This window comes from Catellatospora sp. NPDC049133 (genome assembly GCF_040648455.1).
Classification (GTDB): Bacteria; Actinomycetota; Actinomycetes; order Mycobacteriales; family Micromonosporaceae; genus Catellatospora; species Catellatospora aurea.
Map to the genome: position 1 here is coordinate 1 of NZ_JBEZDT010000011.1, position 17,585 is coordinate 17,585.

Annotated in this window: 20 protein-coding genes and 4 tRNA genes; 5 read left to right on the forward strand and 19 right to left on the reverse strand. The window is 70.0% G+C overall.

The features are described 5' to 3' along the window. Positions 1 to 96: 96 nt before the first annotated feature. From rplA to AB0B35_RS14375, 12 genes are all read right to left on the reverse strand, one after another. Entirely contained in the window at positions 97 to 810 is a 714-nt protein-coding gene (gene rplA, locus AB0B35_RS14320; RefSeq protein ID WP_361044978.1) for a 50S ribosomal protein L1, read from the reverse strand. A gap of 89 nt (positions 811 to 899) precedes the next feature. Then, complete coding sequence (gene rplK, locus AB0B35_RS14325; protein ID WP_120317156.1) at positions 900 to 1,331, reverse strand: 50S ribosomal protein L11; 432 nt, start codon at positions 1,329 to 1,331, stop codon at positions 900 to 902. 241 nt (positions 1,332 to 1,572) lie between these two features. Then, positions 1,573 to 2,235: a transcription termination/antitermination protein NusG gene (nusG, locus tag AB0B35_RS14330; RefSeq protein ID WP_239167327.1), complete on the reverse strand. Its 663-nt coding sequence runs from the start codon at positions 2,233 to 2,235 to the stop codon at positions 1,573 to 1,575. Between the two features lie 68 nt (positions 2,236 to 2,303). After that, complete coding sequence (gene secE, locus AB0B35_RS14335; RefSeq protein WP_360536119.1) at positions 2,304 to 2,696, reverse strand: preprotein translocase subunit SecE; 393 nt, start codon at positions 2,694 to 2,696, stop codon at positions 2,304 to 2,306. Between the two features lie 226 nt (positions 2,697 to 2,922). Further along, a tRNA-Trp gene (locus tag AB0B35_RS14340) sits at positions 2,923 to 2,995 on the reverse strand. 151 nt (positions 2,996 to 3,146) lie between these two features. Next, positions 3,147 to 3,554 (reverse strand): MaoC family dehydratase, encoded by a 408-nt coding sequence (locus AB0B35_RS14345; RefSeq protein WP_360536117.1) that lies wholly within the window; start codon positions 3,552 to 3,554, stop codon positions 3,147 to 3,149. A gap of 1 nt (position 3,555) precedes the next feature. Beyond that, positions 3,556 to 4,005, reverse strand: a complete 450-nt coding sequence (locus AB0B35_RS14350; protein WP_361044981.1) for a MaoC family dehydratase N-terminal domain-containing protein — start codon at positions 4,003 to 4,005, stop codon at positions 3,556 to 3,558. 74 nt (positions 4,006 to 4,079) lie between these two features. Then, positions 4,080 to 4,247, reverse strand: a complete 168-nt coding sequence (gene rpmG / locus AB0B35_RS14355) for a 50S ribosomal protein L33 (protein WP_018347744.1) — start codon at positions 4,245 to 4,247, stop codon at positions 4,080 to 4,082. A gap of 176 nt (positions 4,248 to 4,423) precedes the next feature. Next, positions 4,424 to 4,496 (reverse strand) — tRNA-Met (locus tag AB0B35_RS14360). A gap of 40 nt (positions 4,497 to 4,536) precedes the next feature. Continuing rightward, positions 4,537 to 4,609: transfer RNA gene (locus tag AB0B35_RS14365), tRNA-Thr, on the reverse strand. Positions 4,610 to 4,715: 106 nt separating this feature from the next. Next, positions 4,716 to 7,244 (reverse strand): sensor domain-containing phosphodiesterase, encoded by a 2,529-nt coding sequence (locus AB0B35_RS14370; protein ID WP_361044984.1) that lies wholly within the window; start codon positions 7,242 to 7,244, stop codon positions 4,716 to 4,718. A gap of 50 nt (positions 7,245 to 7,294) precedes the next feature. Then, the gene (locus AB0B35_RS14375) at positions 7,295 to 7,510 is read right to left on the reverse strand and encodes a hypothetical protein (protein WP_361044987.1); all 216 of its coding nucleotides are present in this window, start codon (positions 7,508 to 7,510) and stop codon (positions 7,295 to 7,297) included. Positions 7,511 to 7,783: 273 nt separating this feature from the next. On the opposite strand from AB0B35_RS14375, the gene AB0B35_RS14380 reads away from it, so the two are divergent. Further along, positions 7,784 to 8,005: a hypothetical protein gene (locus tag AB0B35_RS14380; RefSeq protein ID WP_203692245.1), complete on the forward strand. Its 222-nt coding sequence runs from the start codon at positions 7,784 to 7,786 to the stop codon at positions 8,003 to 8,005. 40 nt (positions 8,006 to 8,045) lie between these two features. Here the strand turns inward: AB0B35_RS14380 and AB0B35_RS14385 are convergent, their stop codons facing one another. Next, the gene (locus tag AB0B35_RS14385; RefSeq protein ID WP_361044990.1) at positions 8,046 to 8,633 is read right to left on the reverse strand and encodes a TetR/AcrR family transcriptional regulator; all 588 of its coding nucleotides are present in this window, start codon (positions 8,631 to 8,633) and stop codon (positions 8,046 to 8,048) included. 77 nt (positions 8,634 to 8,710) lie between these two features. On the opposite strand from AB0B35_RS14385, the gene AB0B35_RS14390 reads away from it, so the two are divergent. The 3 genes from AB0B35_RS14390 to AB0B35_RS14400 all read left to right on the forward strand — a co-directional run bounded on the left by AB0B35_RS14390 (position 8,711) and on the right by AB0B35_RS14400 (position 10,335). Beyond that, positions 8,711 to 9,265 (forward strand): GNAT family protein, encoded by a 555-nt coding sequence (locus AB0B35_RS14390; protein WP_361044993.1) that lies wholly within the window; start codon positions 8,711 to 8,713, stop codon positions 9,263 to 9,265. A gap of 10 nt (positions 9,266 to 9,275) precedes the next feature. Continuing rightward, entirely contained in the window at positions 9,276 to 10,088 is an 813-nt protein-coding gene (locus AB0B35_RS14395) for a class I SAM-dependent methyltransferase (protein WP_361044995.1), read from the forward strand. 115 nt (positions 10,089 to 10,203) lie between these two features. After that, positions 10,204 to 10,335, forward strand: a complete 132-nt coding sequence (locus AB0B35_RS14400; protein ID WP_361044998.1) for a hypothetical protein — start codon at positions 10,204 to 10,206, stop codon at positions 10,333 to 10,335. 28 nt (positions 10,336 to 10,363) lie between these two features. Here AB0B35_RS14400 and AB0B35_RS14405 read toward each other — a convergent pair whose 3' ends face one another. From AB0B35_RS14405 to AB0B35_RS14415, 3 genes are all read right to left on the reverse strand, one after another. After that, the gene (locus AB0B35_RS14405) at positions 10,364 to 11,716 is read right to left on the reverse strand and encodes an MFS transporter (RefSeq protein ID WP_361045001.1); all 1,353 of its coding nucleotides are present in this window, start codon (positions 11,714 to 11,716) and stop codon (positions 10,364 to 10,366) included. A 239-nt stretch (positions 11,717 to 11,955) separates the two neighbouring features. Continuing rightward, positions 11,956 to 12,147: a hypothetical protein gene (locus AB0B35_RS14410; protein WP_361045004.1), complete on the reverse strand. Its 192-nt coding sequence runs from the start codon at positions 12,145 to 12,147 to the stop codon at positions 11,956 to 11,958. A gap of 262 nt (positions 12,148 to 12,409) precedes the next feature. Then, positions 12,410 to 12,493: transfer RNA gene (locus AB0B35_RS14415), tRNA-Tyr, on the reverse strand. 126 nt (positions 12,494 to 12,619) lie between these two features. On the opposite strand from AB0B35_RS14415, the gene AB0B35_RS14420 reads away from it, so the two are divergent. Next, positions 12,620 to 13,114, forward strand: a complete 495-nt coding sequence (locus AB0B35_RS14420) for a YajQ family cyclic di-GMP-binding protein (protein ID WP_361045006.1) — start codon at positions 12,620 to 12,622, stop codon at positions 13,112 to 13,114. Positions 13,115 to 13,320: 206 nt separating this feature from the next. On the opposite strand, the gene htpX is transcribed toward AB0B35_RS14420, so the two are convergent. From htpX to AB0B35_RS14435, 3 genes are all read right to left on the reverse strand, one after another. Then, complete coding sequence (htpX, locus tag AB0B35_RS14425; RefSeq protein WP_360536094.1) at positions 13,321 to 14,196, reverse strand: zinc metalloprotease HtpX; 876 nt, start codon at positions 14,194 to 14,196, stop codon at positions 13,321 to 13,323. 290 nt (positions 14,197 to 14,486) lie between these two features. After that, the gene (locus tag AB0B35_RS14430; protein WP_361045484.1) at positions 14,487 to 16,001 is read right to left on the reverse strand and encodes a proton-conducting transporter membrane subunit; all 1,515 of its coding nucleotides are present in this window, start codon (positions 15,999 to 16,001) and stop codon (positions 14,487 to 14,489) included. A gap of 11 nt (positions 16,002 to 16,012) precedes the next feature. Further along, positions 16,013 to 17,491, reverse strand: coding sequence for an NADH-quinone oxidoreductase subunit M (locus tag AB0B35_RS14435; protein ID WP_361045009.1), 1,479 nt, complete (start codon positions 17,489 to 17,491; stop codon positions 16,013 to 16,015). Positions 17,492 to 17,585: the final 94 nt, after the last annotated feature.

Here is a 17,585-nt window from a genome sequence, read left to right on the forward strand (position 1 = left end):
GGGGGGGGGGGGGGGGGGGGGGGCGGGGGGGGGCCAACGGGAAACCCCCCCCCCGCTGGGGGGGGCGGCGCTTTCGGCGTGGAGTGGCGAGGCGGATCAGGCCTCGGGGTTCTCCTGGATGTTGCGGGTCACGTTGGGGTCGACCGGGATGCCGGGGCCCATCGTGGTGGTCACGAAGACCTTCTTCAGGTACTTGCCCTTGGACGCCGACGGCTTGGACCGCAGCACCTCCTCCAGCACCGCGGCGTAGTTGTCGACCAGCTGCTCCGCAGAGAACGACGCCTTGCCGATGATCAGGTGCAGGTTCGAGTGCTTGTCCACGCGGAAGGTGATCTTTCCGCCCTTGATGTCGGCCACCGCCTTGGCGATGTCCATGGTGACCGTGCCGGTCTTCGGGTTCGGCATGAGGCCGCGCGGGCCCAGGATCCGCGCGATCCGACCGATCTTGGCCATCTGGTCCGGCGTCGCGATCGCGGCGTCGAAGTCCAGCCAGCCCTCCTGAATGCGGGCCACCAGCTCGTCGGTCCCGACGGCGTCGGCGCCGGCGGCGGTCGCCTCGGCGGCCTTCTCGCCGGAGGCGAAGACGATCACGCGGGCGGTCTTACCGGTGCCGTGCGGCAGGTTGACCACGCCGCGGACCATCTGGTCCGCCTTGCGGGGGTCGACGCCGAGGCGCATCGCGACCTCGACCGTGGCGTCGAACTTGACCTTCGTGGTGTCCTTCGCCAGCTTGATCGCCTCGACCGGGGTGTACAGCTTGTCCCGGTCGACCTGCTCAGCGGACTTGTTGTAGCTCTTGCCGTGCTTCATTTCTCAAGATCTCCTGTGGTTGTGTCGAGCCCTCGGCGGGCCCTCCCACGAAACTTCGACCGTCAGGCGGCGGATGCCGCGTGCGGCATTCAGTCCTTGACGGTGATGCCCATCGACCGGGCGGTGCCGGCGATGATGCGCTCGGCCATGTCCAGGTCGTTGGCGTTCAGGTCGGACATCTTCTTCTCGGCGATCTCGCGCACCTGGGCACGCGTCACCGAACCGACCTTGGTGGTGTGCGGCACGCCGGAGCCCTTGGCGACACCGGCAGCCTTGATCAGGAGACGGGCGGCCGGCGGCGTCTTCAGCACGAACGTGAACGAGCGGTCCTCGTACACGCTGATCTGTGCCGGGACGATGTCACCGCGCTGCGACTCGGTCTGGGCGTTGTACGCCTTGCAGAACTCCATGATGTTCACGCCGTGCTGGCCCAGCGCCGGACCGACCGGCGGAGCCGGGGTGGCCTGGCCGGCCTTCAGCTGCAGCGTGAACGTCTTGACGAGTTTCTTCTTCGGAGGCATGTCTACTTCCTGGGACTTGTCGACCCGCCCGTTCGGCGGATCAGGGTGGTTTACACCGGACCGGCCGGTGCGTTCGCGCGCACGGTCAGCACGCGGCACAGGCCGGACGTTCTAGGTTAGCGCATACTCGCGGACGCCTATCCGGCGAGGTGGGCCATCGCACCTGAGGTGACCTGCGGAGCGCCGGAAACGCCGCGCGGCGGGGCCCCGAAGGGCACCCGCCGCGCGGTCACATCCGCAACTAGATCTTGGCGACCTGGTTGAAGTTCAGCTCGACCGGGGTCTCCCGGCCGAAGATCGACACCAGCACCTTGAGCTTCTGCTGGTCGGCGTTGATCTCGGAGATCGTGGCCGGCAGCGAGGCGAAGGCGCCGTCGGTGACGGTGACCGAGTCGCCGACCTCGAAGTCCAGCACCCGGACCTCGGCCTTGGCCTTCTTCTGGCCGGCACCGGGCTGCTCCACCGCGGGCAGCAGCCACTTCAGCACCTCGTCGAGGCTCAGCGGCGCCGGGCGGTCGGCCCGGTCCGTCGCACCCACGAAGCCGGTCACACCCGGGGTGTTGCGCACACACGAGTACGACTCGGGCGTGAGGTCCATGCGGACCAGCAGGTAGCCGGGGAAGACCTTGCTCTGCACCTGGGTGCGCTTGCCGTTCTTGACCTCGACCTCTTCGCGGGTCGGAACCTCGACCTGGAAGATGAACTCCTCCATGTCGAGGCTCGTGATCCGGGTCTCGAGGTTGGTCTTGACCTTGTTCTCGTAACCGGCGTACGAATGCACGACATACCAGTCGCCGGGCGCGAAGCGCAGCTTCTGGCGCAGCTCGGCGGCGGGGTCGAACTCGTCCTCAGCGGGTGCCGTCGCAAGTGCGGGCTCGTCGGTCACCGCGACCGCGGAGGTCACCTCGGTGTCTTCCGTCTGGGCCGTCTCGTCGTACTCAGGCACGTAGCCGCTCACTTCCGTAGTTTGTGTTACTTCGCGTCGCCGAAGACGAACAGCACGCCCTTGGCGTAGGCGAGGTCCAGCAGCGTCACGACAGCCATCATGAACGACACGAAGATCAGGACCACCGCGGTGTACGTCAGCAGCTCGTTCCGCGTCGGCCAGATGACCTTACGCAGCTCGGCGACGATCTCACGGACAAAACGTCCGATACGGCCGAAGAAGCCGACCTTCTCGGCCTTCTCGGCGCTCTTGACCGCGCGGGAGCCCTTGCCGTCCGTCACCTTGCGGGACTTGGTCGCGGTGCCACCGCCGGAGACGCCGGACTCGTCGTCCTGGGTGTCGTCGTCGACAGCGTCGTCGAACACGTCGTCAACGTGCTCGGCCGCGGCGTCCTCGCCACGTCGGTTGCTCTCGGCCACTTCGCCCTACTTCCATCTCGCGGGGTGGTGTCGGAACCGTGAAGGGACACGATCCCGTGTGCCCGACGCAGTCGCACGAGGAGCACCTGTCACATCTGACCCGCCCCCACGCTGTGGGGCCGATACGGGCCATACGACCATGGTCCACCAGCCGAGGTCGTCGCGGAAGACAACCGGTGGGCCGATTCCCATGATCGCCCACCGCGGGCCGGTAGGCCAGAGCCAGCAGGGGCGACAGGACTCGAACCTGCAACCTGCGGTTTTGGAGACCGCTGCGCTGCCAATTGCGCCACACCCCTGTGCGGGAAAGAGCACCCTGCCGGAGGCCGAAAGCCACCGGCGGAGTTCACTAACCCCACGGCCGACCAGTGTACGGGTAGACAGGCGAGTGGGCCAACTGGCACTCCCTATTTTCTCTCGGCACCGGCCGGCCGCCCAATCGAGCCGTCCTCAGATCTGCTTGACCACGACCCTGGCCTGCGCCAACACCTTCTCGCCCGCACAGGTCGCGGTGAGGTCGAAGGTCACCAGATCGTCCTCGGACACGCTCTTGATCACCGCGGTGAACTCCACCTCGGTGCCTTCATCGGTGTCGGGCACCGGCACCGGACGGGTGAACCGGACCCCGATGTCGAGCACCGCGTCGGCGGAACCGACCCAGCCGGTGACCGCCCGGCCCGCCAGCGCCATGGTGTACATGCCGTGCGCGATCACCCCGGGCAGGCCCACGCCGACGGCGGTGCGCTCGCTCCAGTGGATCGGGTTGAAGTCGCCCGACGCGCCCGCGTAGCGGACCAGGTCGGCCCGGGTCACCCGGAACGTCTGCAGGGGCAGCTGCTGCCCCTTCTCGTACGCCATCTCACTCACCATGCCCTCGGACGACGAGCTTGCACACCACGGTCACCACGGGCTCGCCGGCCGGCGTGGCCAGCTCTGCGCGGGTGGTCAGGAAGTCGTGCCCGCCGCGGTGCGTGATGTCGTCGATGCTGCTGACGACGACCAGCTCGTCCCCGGCGACGATCGGGCGGCGGTACGAGAAGCGCTGGTCGCCGTGGACCACGCGGGTGTAGTCCATGCCCAGTTCCGGGTCGGTGACGATCTGCTCCATGGCGGCGAAGCTCAGGATGATCGGGAAGGTGGGCGGGGCCACGACGTCGCGATAGCCGGCCTTCTGCGCGGCCTCCACGTCGTGGTACAGGGCGTCCTCCGCGCCGATGGCGGTGGCGAACTCCCTGATCTTCTCGCGGCCCACCTGGTAGGGCTCGGTCGGCGGATAGGTCCGACCGGTGAATGACTGGTCCAACGGCATACCCGTGAACCTATGCCAGCAGGGGGCGGCCCGATGGGCCGCCCCCTGCTGGGAACGTCTGCTCGACCGTCAGGTCAGCGGGTCTCGCGGTGCGCGGTGTGCTTGCCGCAGCGCGGGCAGAACTTCTTCAGCTCAATCCGATCCGGGTCGTTACGCCGGTTCTTCTTGGTGATGTAGTTCCGCTCCTTGCAGTCCACGCACGCCATGGTGATCTTTGGACGTACGTCAGTCGCCTTGGCCACGGGAGTGCCTTTCTAGAACAAGCTTCTTTGAGTTACCGGCATGCCACGATAGACGACGTCCATCCAGACATGCAAAAAGGCTCGCCATGGCGACCCTCACACCGCGACCAGGGAATATCTCACCGATCTGCGATCTCGCGTTGACTGGCGACACGCGCCAGCGATTCAACACAGCGTAGCGGTGGCCGGAATTGAACCGGCGACACAGCGATTATGAGCCGCTTGCTCTGCCATCTGAGCTACACCGCCGTGGCGGGCACTCCCGGTGGATGCACCGGGAGTCCGGTCGAGCCCCCTTACGGAATCGAACCGTAGACCTTCTCCTTACCATGGAGACGCTCTGCCGACTGAGCTAAGGGGGCGTGCTCGTTGCCAGGTGATTTCCCACCTCGCCGCGCGCCTTGGTAAGAGTACACAACAACCAGCCGCCGCGGAAATCGGGTTACCCCCGGCGCGGCGCGGTGTGGCTCAGCCCACCGCACGCAGGCGGCGAACCTCGCCCAGCGGGGTCGGTTCGGCATCGGTCTGAGCGCCCAGCCAGGCCTCCAGCCGCTCGTACGGCAGCGGCCGGCTGAACAGGAAGCCCTGCCCGATGTCGCAGCCGATCTCCTCCAGCAGCTCCAGCGTCAGCTCGCTCTCCACACCCTCGGCGACCACGCTCAGCCCGAAGTGCCGCGAGATGTCCACCACGGCCCGCACGATGGCCAGGTCACCGGGGTCGGTGGCCATGCCCTGCACGAACGAGCGGTCGACCTTCACCTCGTGCACCGGCAGGCGGCGCAGGTAGGACAGGGACGAGTAGCCGGTGCCGAAGTCGTCCACGCTCAGGTGCACGCCGAGGTCGTAGAGCCGGCGCAGGGTCGGCAGCAGCCGGTCGACGCCGTCCACCACGCCGTCCTCGGTGATCTCCAGGGTCAGCCGGTCGGGGGACACGCCGTACTCCTGGAGCAGCTCGTCCACCCGGTCCGGGAAGGCCGGGTCGACCAGCGTGCGCGGCGAGAGGTTCACCGCCACCGACAGCGGCCGGCCGGCGTCCACCCACTGGCGGGCCCGGCGCAGGCCCTCCCGCAGCACCACCTCGGTCAGCCGGGCCAGCTGCCCGGTGTGCTCGGCCACCGCGACGAAGTCCTCCGGCTGCACCGCGCCGTGGGTCGGGTGCTCCCAGCGGGCCAGGCACTCGACGCCGACCAGGCGGCGGTCCCGCAGCGTGACCTTGGGCTGGAAGTAGACCTCCAGCTCGTCGTTGTCCAGGGCGCGGCGCAGGTCTCCGGCCAGCCCGAGCCGGCGTACCGAGCGCGACTCCAGTGCCAGGTCGAACAGTTGCACCCCGCCGGCCAGCGCCTTCGCCGAGTGGGTCGCCACGTCGGCGCGCTGCAGCAGCGTCGCCGGGTCGGAGCCGTGTTCCGGGTGCAGGCTGAGCCCGACCGCCGTGTCGACGTCCAGTGTAAGCGAGCCGAAGGTCATCGGGTCCTGCAGCTGGCCGCGCAGCTCCGCCGCCAGCTGCAGCGCCGCCTCGGCGTTGGGCAGGCGCAGCGTCACCACGAACTCGTCGCCGCCGACCCGGCCCACCAGGGCGGCGGGCGGCGACAGCGTGCGCAGCCGGGTGGCGACCTCGGCCAGCAGCTGGTCGCCCGCGGCGTGGCCGAGCGAGTCGTTGACGTCGCGCAGCCCGTCGACGTCGAACATCAGCACCGCCACGACCTCGCCGGGCGCCCGGACGCGGACCGCCTCCTCCAGCGCCTGGTTGATGCGCCGGCGGTTGGGCAGCGCGGTGAGGGCGTCGTGGTACGCGTCGAACCGCAGCCGGTCGACCAGGCGGTTGTTCTCCACCGCCACCGCGGCGTGCGCGGCGATCGCCTCCAGCAGGCGGACGTCGTTGGGGTCGAAGGACAGGTTGTCACCGAGCCGGCCCGCCACCTCGAGCGTGCCGATGACGGCCGAGCTGGCCCGCAGCGGCACGACGATGGCGTCCTTGGTGCCGTGCTCGCGCAGTTGCGTCCGCAGCTGGTCGTCGCCGAGCTTGGCACTCGCGGCGACCGTCTGCCCGGTCTCGACCGCCTGCTTTCGCAGGGACTCCGGCGTGCCCGCCACGTCGAGCAGGCCCTTGTCGTCGGCCCGCGCGCTCAGCAGCACCTCGGGGTGGCGGCCCTGGGCGGGCAGCCACAGCGTGGCGTACTCGGCCTGCAGCAGCCGCCGAACCCGGCCCAGCAGGACGTCGGGCAGGGTGCCGTCATGCGGGGTGTCGGAGATGGCGCCGGTGAGGTCGTAGATCTCGGTCAGCGTGCGGTGCTGGTTCGAGGAGCGCGCATACGACCGGTACATGAGGAAGAAGAACGCGACCAGCACGGCGAGCAGCAGGTAGGCCGCCGGGCCCTGCTGCAGGATCACCAGCACGGCCAGACCGATGGTGGTGTTGACGACGGCCACGACAGCGCCGGGCACCGCCGTGGAGGCCAGCTCCTGCGGCGCGAGACGGCCCTGCACCAGGCTGATGACACCCGCGACGCCGGCGACCTGCACGGCGTCCGTGGTCAGCACGGCGACGGCCAGCACGGCCCACGTCCCCGGGTCTCTCGGGTCGATCGGGCCGCCGCTCAACACGACCAGGTTCGCGCAGGCGGTGCCCGCGGCCATGAGCGCGATGTTGAAGGCGGCCTTGACCGGCACCGTGCCGCGGCGCCACTGGACGAACGCGTAGACCAGCACTCGGACCACGAGCAGCGTCACCGGCGGCAGATAGGCCAGGGCGAGCACGAACGGGATGTCTGCCAGCGTGACGACGAAATGATGGCGCCGGATCTCGAACTGGACCACGGCCATCTCGGCGCCGAGGAAGAGCCCGAGGAATACCAGCGCCAGGTCCCAGTCGCCCACGGGCGGCGCGACGCTCCGGTTCACCACCAGCGCCGTCAGCCCCAGGGTGATCAGGACGAGCGGTCCGGTGATCAGCCACGCGAGCTCCGCGGAACGCTGGGCGCGTCGGATAGCTCTAGCCAATGCCGTTGTCCGCTCCGCTCAGACCGATCTGGGACCACGGGGCCTGCCCGTCAGCCCCAGTCGGTGGACTCCGTACGGACAATGGGGCCGTCCAGGTCCTGCTCGCCGCGGTCCGGCTGGACTGGCTGGACGATTCCCCAGTCGGTGCTGAGCAGCTCCGCCGCCGGCTCGGCCGGCTTGTCCGGCGTCCCCCGGTCCGCCTGAGCCGGGTTCGCGACGCCGAGAGCAGCCGCGCTGAGAGCGAGGAGGACAGCTCCACGGCTCATCAGACGGCCAAGCCTGCGTGTGCGCATCTTCGACTCCATAGGACAGCAGAAAAGATAAGGGACTGCCATGGATCGTGCCACAGTCGCTGGCACGGAGGAAGTCCGGATGACGTGCCACGCCGCCGACACGCGGATAATTAGCCGTTCGGTGGTGATTCGAATATCCGGCCGAACCAGCCCTCCCGACGGCAGGTGCGCGAAGCAACACTGTACGTCCCTGGGCAGGCCCCGAACAGTCTTTGACCGTGGTTCGAACATGTGTACGATACCGCCATGATGCGACTGGTAGAGCACCGCTGGAACGGAACCACCGCCAGCTACCGGCGCCAGGACGTGTTCCTGCGCGTCAACCCGGCCGGGCCATGGGAGGTCGAGCACCGCCAGCACGGGCGCTCCGTGATGCGGGAGTACGCCACCGAGCGGGAGGCCCGGAGGGTCGCCGACGGCCTGTGCGCGCAGGGCGAATGGCGCAACCTGGAGCACCTGCACCGCTGACCCGCCGGAGCCGCCACCGCGAGGCGTCCCCTCCCACCGGTCAGCGGGCCAGCAGTGCCACGAAGTCGTCCACCAGCTTGATCTGCCGCTGCGGCGGGAACCGGGCCGGGTCGAAGAGCGCCTGCACCACCAGCCCGTGCGCGAACCCGGCCACGGTGGCCACGACGTCGTCGGGATCGGCGTCGGCCGGCAACTGCCCCAAGCGGACGGCCGCCTCGACATGCGGCCGCAGCATGCCCCGCCAGCGTTCGTATCGCCGCAGCTCGGCCGCGGCGAGTTCGTCGTCCCCGAGCGCGGCGTCCCAGAAGCTCACCCACACCCTGTTCATCGCGGCGATCTCCGGGTCCAGCGGCATCACGTGCAGCAGCGCGGCGCGCAGGCCGGGCAGCCCTTCACCCTCGGCCACCGGTCGCTCGCGCCGCTGCCCGTGCTCGTGCGCGACCTCCAGCGCATGGCGCATCAGCGCCTTCTTGCTGGGGAAGTAGTGCGTGAGCAGCCCGGTCGAGGCACCCAGCTGCGCGGCGACGGCGCGCAGGGTCAGCCCGCCGAAGCCCTTCGCCGCGAGCACCTCCCACACCGCCTGGGAAACGTCCCGACGCCTGGCGTCATGGTCACCGCGCGCGGGCATCGCCACTCCTCTGGTCCATCGGTTACGCTACGCCAACATACATAACAAACGTTTGGTACGCGAGACTGGAGCCCCCCGTGCTGACCCACCGCCTCACCGACACCGCCGAGATGCGCGCCCTCGAACCCGCCTACGCCGAGCAGTTCACGGCCTTCATCGAGCGGCACCGCGCCCATCTCGCGCCCTGGCTCCCCTGGTCCGTCGCCCTCACCGACGAGCCGCTGACCCGGGCCTGGCTGCAGCGATACGCCGAAGAAGCCGCTCGCGACGCCGGCCGCATCTACGGAATCTGGCTCGACGGCGAACTGGTCGGCGGCACCCTCTTCCGCACGTTCGACGTCCGCTTCTCCACCGCCGAGATCGGCGTCTGGCTCGCCCCGCACGCCGAGGGACGCGGCCTGATCACCCGGGCCGCCACGCGCATGATCGCCTGGGCGATCGACGAGCGTGGCATCAACCGCGTCGAGTGGCGCACCGTGCCCGGCAACGCGCGCAGCATCGCCTGCGCGAAGCGGCTCGGCATGACCCTCGACGGCGTCCTGCGCGAAGCCTTCCCCTACCAGGGCGTGAAGCACGACGCACAGGTCTACTCGCTGCTCGCCGCCGAGTGGCGGGCCCGAAGCCGCCGGTAGGCTCCGGCCGGTGACGACACCCTTCGACGACTACGAGCGTCGCCTGTGGCGGGACCGCGCCGCGGCGTACCGGCGCAGTTTTGCCGCCCTGTGCGGGCACACCGCCGGGGCACTGCTCGACGCGGCCGAGGTCGGCGAGCGGACCCGGCTGCTCGACGCGGGCACGGGACCCGGCACCGTCGCGGCGCTCGGCTTGGCGCGCGGCGCGGTGGTCACCGCGGTCGACGCCGAGCAGAGCATGGTCGAGGCGGCCCGCCACGAGGCGCCCGGCGCCGACGTACGCCAAGGCGTGCTGCCCGACCTGCCGCTCGACGACCGGTGCTTCGACGCCGTGGTCGGCAATTTCGTCGTCAACCACGTCGGGGACCCCGCTGCGGCGGTCGCGGAACTGCGCCGCGTCACCCGCTCGGGCGGCCGGATCGCGGTGAGCGTCTGGCCGGCTCCCGCACCACCGCTCCAGCAGCTCTGGGCCACCATCGCGGCTGCCTGCGGCCTGCGCCGCCCGGAATCCGCACCGCTGGTCGCCGAGGAGCTGAACTTCACCCGGGACACCGACGGACTCGCGAACCTGCTGCGCGGTGCGGGCCTGGCGGAGGTCTCCGCGCACACCGTCACCTGGATCCACCGCGCCGACCCCGAGGACTGGTGGGCCGGACCGGCGAACGGGATAGGCGTGCTCGGCGCGATGCTGGCCGTCCTGGACGACGCGGCGGTCGCGGAGGTCAAGGCGTGCTACGACCGGACCGTGGCGGCCCATCTCGACGAGGGCGGCCGGCTCGCGATGCCCACCGCCGCAGTCATCGCCGCAGGCCAGGTCCCCTGATCGAAGGCCGCCCAGAGCCGGCTTTCGCGGCCGGGCGGCGGCCACGCATCGACGAACTCATACGTTCGTCCGATCCGGGGCTGCACGCTCGGCCCCTTACCCCTATCCTCGCGGGGTGTTCGAGAACCTCAGCGTCCCTGAAATCCTGTTCCTGTTCGCCGCCGCCGCCCTGCTGGTCGTCGGTCTGGCCTACCTCGGCGGCCGGACCTTCGCCCGGCGGCGGCCCTCCGGCCAGACCCCCGACTGACCGGCTGTTCCACCAAGCGGCAGCGCGCCTAGCGGCTGCCGACCGGCTCCGGCGGCGACACGTCGGCCGGACCGGGTGACGGCGCACCGGCGCCTTCGTCGGCATCGCCAGCGGAGGCGCGGGCGTCGGCCAGCACATCCGCGGGGACGTGCCGTTCGAGGAATCGCCGGGCCAGCCGGGTCGACGGATGGATGGCGACGGTGGCGAGCAGGATGATGCCGGCGATCACCAGCCAACCGGCCGCGCCCCAGCTCAACGCGAGGAAGGTGTACACCGCCGGCGCCCAGACCTTGCCGAGGGTGCCGCTCAGCTCGGCCGCGCCCTGATAGGCGCCGCGCTGGCGCGGATCCATCAGCTCGGCCTCGAAGGACCAGCTCGCCGCCGACAGGTAGAGCTCGGCCCCGGTCACGGTGACGTGGCCCAGCCAGACCAGAGCGATCGTCACCCAGCCGACGGTGTCGTGCGTGGCTAGCGTGATCAGGCAGGAGAGCACGAAGAAGGCCGAGGACAGCCGGATCGCCTTGAGCGCGGTCGGCAGATCCTTGACGCCGCGCGAGGTGACCATCGGCAGGAAGATGCACATCACGGTGTTGGTGGCGAACAGGAAGGCCAGCAGCACCCGCGGCGCGTCGGTCTGCTCGACCAGCCAGAGCGGGATGACGACGTTCAGCAGCACCTGGTTGGTCCAGAACACCCCGCTGAAGAACGTGGTGAGCAGCCAGCCCGTGTTGCGCAGCGGACCCGGGCCGGGAATGCGCACCTTGCGGTCTTCCGGAGTGCGCTCGTCGTGTGAAGCCTTGGGCAGCCGGGTGACGGCAGCGGCGTTGACCAGGAAGACCGCGGCGGTGAACCAGGGCAGCGCGTGCAGCACCTCGTTGGAGTGGAACGCGAGCGCGATACCGCCCATCACCGAGCCGAGGGTGAAGCCGAGGTTGAGCGCGGAGTACATGTAGGCGCGTGACTTCACCCGCTCGTCCGGCGGCAGCACGTCGATCGTGTATGCCCCGTAGGCGGCGGCGCCGAGCGCGCCGATCACCTCCATGCCGACAGCCATCAGCACGTAGCCCTTGAAGTCGGTGATGAACGGCCAGACCGCGAACATCGCCGCCTGCCCGGCAGCGCTGACCGCCCACATCTTCTTCGGCCCGTACCGATCGACCAGCTTGCCCATCGGCACCGCGGCGAGGAAGGCGGCGATGCCGGCGAGCGTCAGGCCGAGACCGACCTGGGCAGCCGACAGTCCGACGATCTTGGTGAAGAACACCGCCGAGCCCGTCATGAACGTGCCCTCGCCGAGCGCGAACAGCAGCGACTGCACGGACAGGCGGCCCGCCAGGGGCGACGGGGGGCGAGCACGACTGAGAAGGGCGGAGAGCGTCACGCGGGGATTCTCTGGGTGCGGTGCGACAGTTGTCGCCCCAATTAACCCGTCCCCGCCACGCTCGCCGCCACATCCCACAGCGGAATCGGCAGCGCCGGCCGATGCAGGCCATGCGCGCCGCCCGCACCGACATCGAGTACGTGCACATCCACGAGGCGTACGGGCTCGCGTTCTGGCCCATCTACCCGACCACCATGCCCGGCCCGCACCGTCGCGGGCCGGGCCTTCATGCAGGAGGCTCAGTCGGACTTGGTCCGTCGTATCGCAGCCTCGATGCGCAGCAGAGCGCCGCCGATGAAAAGGACCCCGGCCACGGTCACGATTCCCTCCGGCCCGAGCTTCGTCGTGAACAGGCTGAGCAGCATGAAGAACGCCACAGCAATGCAGATGCCGCCCACGTTCCCGATCAAGGCAATCGATTTCTTCATCATGGTGCGAAGGGTATGAGCCGTGCGCCATCGCCGCCGCCCCTGCAAGCAGCCAGGGGTGACCGGTGGCGGTCGTGACCTCAGATAGGCCGCCTGCGGCGGCTCACCCTCTGTCGGCGGCTGCTCAACCTCGGCCCCGGGGAGTCGCACCCCGCCCACCATCCCCGACACAGCCGCAGACAGCCAGACTCAGCCGGACACGCCGGGACCACATACGAAACGCGGCTCTGACCGTTCTTGCCGGTCAGAGCCGCGTTCTTGCTGCTGGTGGCGGGTAGAGGATTCGAACCTCTGTAGCTTTCGCGACGGATTTACAGTCCGCTCCCATTGGCCGCTCGGGCAACCCGCCTGGTAACAGCGTCGCCAGCACCGCACGCGATGTTGGCTCGCTAAGGATAGCGGTATGTCCGCAGCCGTGTGCAAGCGGGTTGGACCATGAGCACGGCGCGCCGCCGGATCTGCTAAAACGGTACGCATGGCAGCTAACCCGTCGTTCGACATCGTCAGCAAGGTTGATCGGCAGGAGGTGGACAACGCTCTGCACCAGGCTGAGAAGGAGCTGGGCACGCGGTTCGACTTCCGTGACACGGGAGCATCCATCGCCTGGGCCGGCGAGGAGGGCGTGACCGTCCAGGCCAACACCGAGGACCGGGCGAAGGCCGCGCTCGACGTCTTCAAGGAGAAGCTGATCAAGCGCAACATCTCCCTGAAGTCGCTGGACGCCGGCGAGCCGAAGTCCTCCGGCAAGGTCTACAAGATCGACTGCAAGATCATTCAGGGCATCGACCAGGAGAAGGCGAAGGCCATCTCCAAGAAGATCCGCGACGAGGGCCCCAAGGGCGTCCAGGCGCAGATCCAGGGCGACCAGCTCCGGGTCACCGGCAAGAAGAAGGACGACCTGCAGGAGGTCATCGCCCTGCTCAAGGGAGCCGACTTCGAGGTCGCCCTCCAGTTCACCAACTACCGGTAGCAGTAGCCGGGATCACGGCTGACCCGCATCAACGCAGGCACGCCAGGATCCCGGCACAGCCCCGCGATTCTGTCGTACGGGTGTCGTACGTTGGTCCTGCCCTCGCGGGGGTTCGGGGCCCTAGCTACGCCCCGGAAGGCGCGGGGGTCCAAACGTTGAGGACACGAAAAGGCCTCGCCATGTGGCGGGGCCTTTCGCGTGCTGCGTCAGCGCATGTACTGGATGGGGCCGGAGCTGGCGGCCATGGCCTCCAGGCGCCGGACCCGCTCCTCCATCGGCGGGTGCGTCGAGAACAGCGACGCGATGCCGCCGCCCTTCAGCGGGTTGTCAATCATCAGGTGGGCAGAGCTGGCGAGCTGCCCCTCGGCGGGCAGCGGCATCTGCTGTACCCCCATGTGGATCTTCTTGAGGGCGCTGGCCAGGGCCAGCGGGTCGTTCGTCAGCTGCGCACCCGAGGCGTCGGCCTGGAACTCGCGGCTGCGGCTGATGGCGAGCTGGATGATCGTGGCGGCCAGCGGGCCGAGGATCAGCATCATCATCAGGGCCAGCGGGTTGGGGCCGTCCTCGTCGTCGCCGCCGAGCGGGATGAACCAGGCGAGGTTGGCCAGCATCGTGATGATGCCGGCCAGTGCTCCGGCAACGCTGGAGATGAGGATGTCGCGGTTGTAGACGTGCGACAGCTCGTGGCCGATGACGGCGCGCAGTTCGCGGTAGTCGAGGATGCGGGTGATGCCCTCGGTGACCGCGACCGCCGCGTGCTGCGGGTTGCGGCCGGTGGCGAAGGCGTTGGGTTGCATGGTCGGGCTGACGTACAGGCGGGGCATGGGCTGTCCGGCCTGCTGCGACAGTTCCCGCACCATCTGGTGGAGCTGGGGGAAATCAGCCTCGCTGACCGGTTGGGCGCGCATCGAGCGCAGTGCGAGCTTGTCGGAGAAGAAGTAGCTCACACCGTTCATGAGCAGCGACACGATGACGGCGATGAACAGGCCGGTGCTGCCCCCGAACCAGTAGCCGATGCCGAGGATGATCGCTGTCAGCAGGCCCAGTAGGGCTGCGGTCTTCAGACCGTTGTGGCTGTGCATGCCTTCCCTCCACGAGTGGCGCGGTGGGTGTGCCGCGCATCTGGTGCAACCAGTGCTCCTGGCATCCACGTTCCCGCTGCGGGCTGTGAACATGCTGAAAGTTCATGTTATCCGTTGCGAGCGGCTTGCCCGGTTCAAGGCAAATCAGCCGCCTCGCGGCAGGGTCACTCGGGATGGCGGTTCACATCAATTTTGATGTGGCCACATCAAAATTGATGTGAAGGCGCACACGACGCACCGCTCGCGCGGGCCGGGCGCGCTCGAAGCGCCGAACCGCGGCCGGAGCGTGGTCACCGCCAGGCGGTGACCACGCTGTAGACCAGTTGCGGGTCGACCGTCAGCAGCAGCCCGGCCGCGGTGGCCAGGCCGAGGGCGGCCACCGGAGCCCACGCCACGCGGGCGGCCGGGCCGGCATCGGATCCGCCGGACACGTCGGCCGCGCCGTAGAGCGCCGCGACGGGTCGCCAGTACACGGCGAGGCCGATGACGGAGACCAGGGCGACCAGTAGGGCGAGCCGGTAGGAGTCGACGCGCAGCAGCGCCTGGATCACCGTGATCTTGGCGAAGAGGCCGGCCAGCATCGGCGGCAGGCCGGCCAGGCCGACCAGGGCGAAGGTGAGCGCGGCGGCCCGCCAGGGCGCGGTCCGGCCGAGGCCGCGCAGGTCGGCGAGGCTGCCGCCGTCCGCCGCGTCCGGGCGCAGCGCCACCACCGCGCTGAACGCGGCGAGTTCCAGGACCAGGAAGAAGACGGTGTACGCGAGCGCGGCGTCGAGCAGCCCGTCGGCCTGACCGGCCAGCGCCAGCCCGGTGAGCCCGCCCAGCGGCGCGAGGATGAACCCGGCCTGCGCGATCGAGGACCAGGCGAGCAGGCGTACGGTGCGCCGCTGGCGCAGGGCGACCAGGGTGCCGATCAGCATCGACAGGGCGGCCAGCACGGCCAGGGTGATGCCGGCGGTGATGAACATGCTGCGGTCGTCGCCGGCCGCGCCGGTGGCCAGCACGCCGTCGACGACGATCAGGATCGCCACCACGCCGCCCAGCTTCGAGGCGGTGGACAGGAACGCGGCGACGGGCACGGGCGCGCCCTCGTAGGTGGCCGGGGCCCAGGCGTGCAAGGGCGCCGCGGCGACCTTGAAGCCGAGGCCGACCAGGATCAGCGCCAGGCCGGTGAGCGCGACGGGACGCCACTGCCCGGTGGCGAACAGCGGCGCGGAGACCAGGCCGCGCAGCTGCACGGTGCCCGAGGCGAGGTAGAGCAGCGCCGCGCCGAGCAGGGTCACCGCGGTCGCGGCGACGCTGTTGGCGAAGAAGGTCACCGCGGCCGCCGCGGCCTCGCCCGCCCGCCGCCGGTGCAGCGCCACCAGGGCGTACAGCGGGATGGTGAGTGTCTCCAGCGCCACGATCAGGGTGATCAGGTCGCCCGCGGAGGCGAGGGCGACGCCACCGGTCATCGCGCACGCGAACAGGAAGACCGTCTCGCCCGCGGGGGCATCGCCGCGGCGCAGCGCCGGGACGTAGAGCAGCAGCGCGCCCACGGTCAGCGCCGCCACCAGCACCGCCACCAGGCGGGCCCGGGAGTCGAAGACGAGCGCGCAGTCCACCGGCATGATCGCGTCGCTGCCGGGTGCGGCGAGGCCGGCGCAGAAGGTGCCGATCTGGCGCGGCTCGGTGAAGGCAGCGGTCACGGCGGTCGCCACCGCGCCGAGCAGTCCGACGCCGAGCGGCCAGCGCCAGCGCGGTTGCGTGATCAGATCCACCACCAGCACCGCGAGGGCGGTCCCGGCGGCGACCAGCAGGGGCAGCATCAGTTGCAGGTTCACGGCGCCACCGCTCTCGTCAGTGCGGCCACCGCGTCGGCGGACATGCCCAGCACCAGCATCGGCATCACGCCGAGCAGCAGTGCCAGGGCCACCAGCGGCGACCAGGCGACCAGTTCCGGGACGCGGGCCTCAGGTGCGCCCGCCAGCGCCGCGGCCTGCGGGCCGTGGCTGACCCGGCGCAGCAGGCGCAGCAGGTACGCCGCGGTCAGCGCGCCGCCGATCGCGGCCAGCACCGCCAGCACGGTCCACAGCGTGCCGTCGCGCTGCACGGCGGCCACCACCGCGAACGCCTCGCCCCAGAACCCGGCGAGGCCGGGCAGGCCGAGGCTGCCGAGGGCGGCGAAGCCGAGCACGCCGGCCAGCCAGGGCTGGCGTTCGCGCAGCCCGCCCAGGTCGGCGAGCAGGCCGGTGTGCGCCCGGTCCTTGATCGCACCGGCCAGGAAGAACAGCAGGCCGGTGAGCAGGCCGTGGGCGATGTTGCCGATCAGCGCGGCCTGCAGGCCGATCTCGTTGAGGGTGGCGATGCCGAGCAGCACGAAACCCATGTGCCCGACGGACGAGTACGCGATCAGGCGTTTGACCTCGGTCTGGGAGAGGCAGACCAGCGAGCCGATCAGGATCGCGGCGACAGCGAGCACGCCGAGCGCGGGCGCGAACGCCGAAGCGCCCTCGGGCGTCACGCCGACCCCGACCCGGATCAGGCCGTACGTGCCCATCTTCAGCAGCACCCCCGCCAGGATGACGCTGCCGACGGTCGGGGCCTCGGTGTGCGCGTCGGGCAGCCAGGTGTGCAGCGGCCACAGCGGGCTCTTCACCGCGAACGCGACCGCGAACAGCCCGAAGATCCACAGCTGGGCGTCGTGCGGCAGCAGACCCTGCTCGGTGGTGAGCCGGGCGATGTCGGCGGTGCCGGTCTGCGTCACCACGGCGACCACGCCGACCAGCAGCAGCACCGACCCGGCCAGGGTGTACAGCGCGAACTTCAGCGCCGCCGCGCGCCGGGCCGGGCCGCCCCAGCCCGCGATGACCGCCGCCATCGGCAGCAGCACCACCTCGAACGCGAGGAAGAACAGCACCAGGTTGAAGGCGAGGAAGGTGCCGAGGATGCCCACCTCGATCACCAGCAGCAGCGCGGCGAGCTGGTTGGCCCGCTCCGGCCGCTGCCACAGCAGGTAGCCGCAGCACAGCAGGGTCAGCAGCGCCGTCAGCACGACCAGGGGGTACGAGATGCCGTCCACGCCCAGGTGCAGCCGCAGTTGCAGGTCGGGCACCCATGGCTTGTCGACCTCGTGCCACAGCCCGGACGGCCGGGCGGTCTCCCGGCCCAGCAGCAGCGGCGCGGTCAGCAGCAGGGTGAGCGCGGCAGCGACGGTCGCCACGACCGTGCCGCCGCGACCACGCACGAGCAGCGCGGCGACCGCGCCGACCAGCGGCACCGCCAACGACCCGATCAGCAGCAACGCGGAAGTGTTCATGCCGCCACCCCAGGCCGTCCGAAGTCCTCGCTCATGCCTCCTCCTCGCTGCGCTCGTCGGTGGCATGTCTGCTGAGCCCGCTGATTCGCTCGCG

Coding starts and splice junctions, on each gene's coding strand:
- rplA (WP_361044978.1), bottom strand. CDS start 810: ATGAAGCACGGCAAGAGCTACAACAAGTCCGCTGAGCAGGTCGACCGG.
- AB0B35_RS14380 (WP_203692245.1), top strand. CDS start 7,784: ATGATGCGACTGGTAGAGCACCGCTGGAACGGAACCACCGCCAGCTAC.
- AB0B35_RS14345 (WP_360536117.1), bottom strand. CDS start 3,554: ATGGCGTACGAGAAGGGGCAGCAGCTGCCCCTGCAGACGTTCCGGGTG.
- AB0B35_RS14410 (WP_361045004.1), bottom strand. CDS start 12,147: ATGATGAAGAAATCGATTGCCTTGATCGGGAACGTGGGCGGCATCTGC.
- AB0B35_RS14385 (WP_361044990.1), bottom strand. CDS start 8,633: ATGCCCGCGCGCGGTGACCATGACGCCAGGCGTCGGGACGTTTCCCAG.
- AB0B35_RS14420 (WP_361045006.1), top strand. CDS start 12,620: ATGGCAGCTAACCCGTCGTTCGACATCGTCAGCAAGGTTGATCGGCAG.
- AB0B35_RS14350 (WP_361044981.1), bottom strand. CDS start 4,005: ATGCCGTTGGACCAGTCATTCACCGGTCGGACCTATCCGCCGACCGAG.
- AB0B35_RS14430 (WP_361045484.1), bottom strand. CDS start 16,001: ATGCTGCCCCTGCTGGTCGCCGCCGGGACCGCCCTCGCGGTGCTGGTG.
- AB0B35_RS14435 (WP_361045009.1), bottom strand. CDS start 17,491: ATGAACACTTCCGCGTTGCTGCTGATCGGGTCGTTGGCGGTGCCGCTG.
- htpX (WP_360536094.1), bottom strand. CDS start 14,196: ATGCACAGCCACAACGGTCTGAAGACCGCAGCCCTACTGGGCCTGCTG.
- rplK (WP_120317156.1), bottom strand. CDS start 1,331: ATGCCTCCGAAGAAGAAACTCGTCAAGACGTTCACGCTGCAGCTGAAG.
- AB0B35_RS14375 (WP_361044987.1), bottom strand. CDS start 7,510: ATGAGCCGTGGAGCTGTCCTCCTCGCTCTCAGCGCGGCTGCTCTCGGC.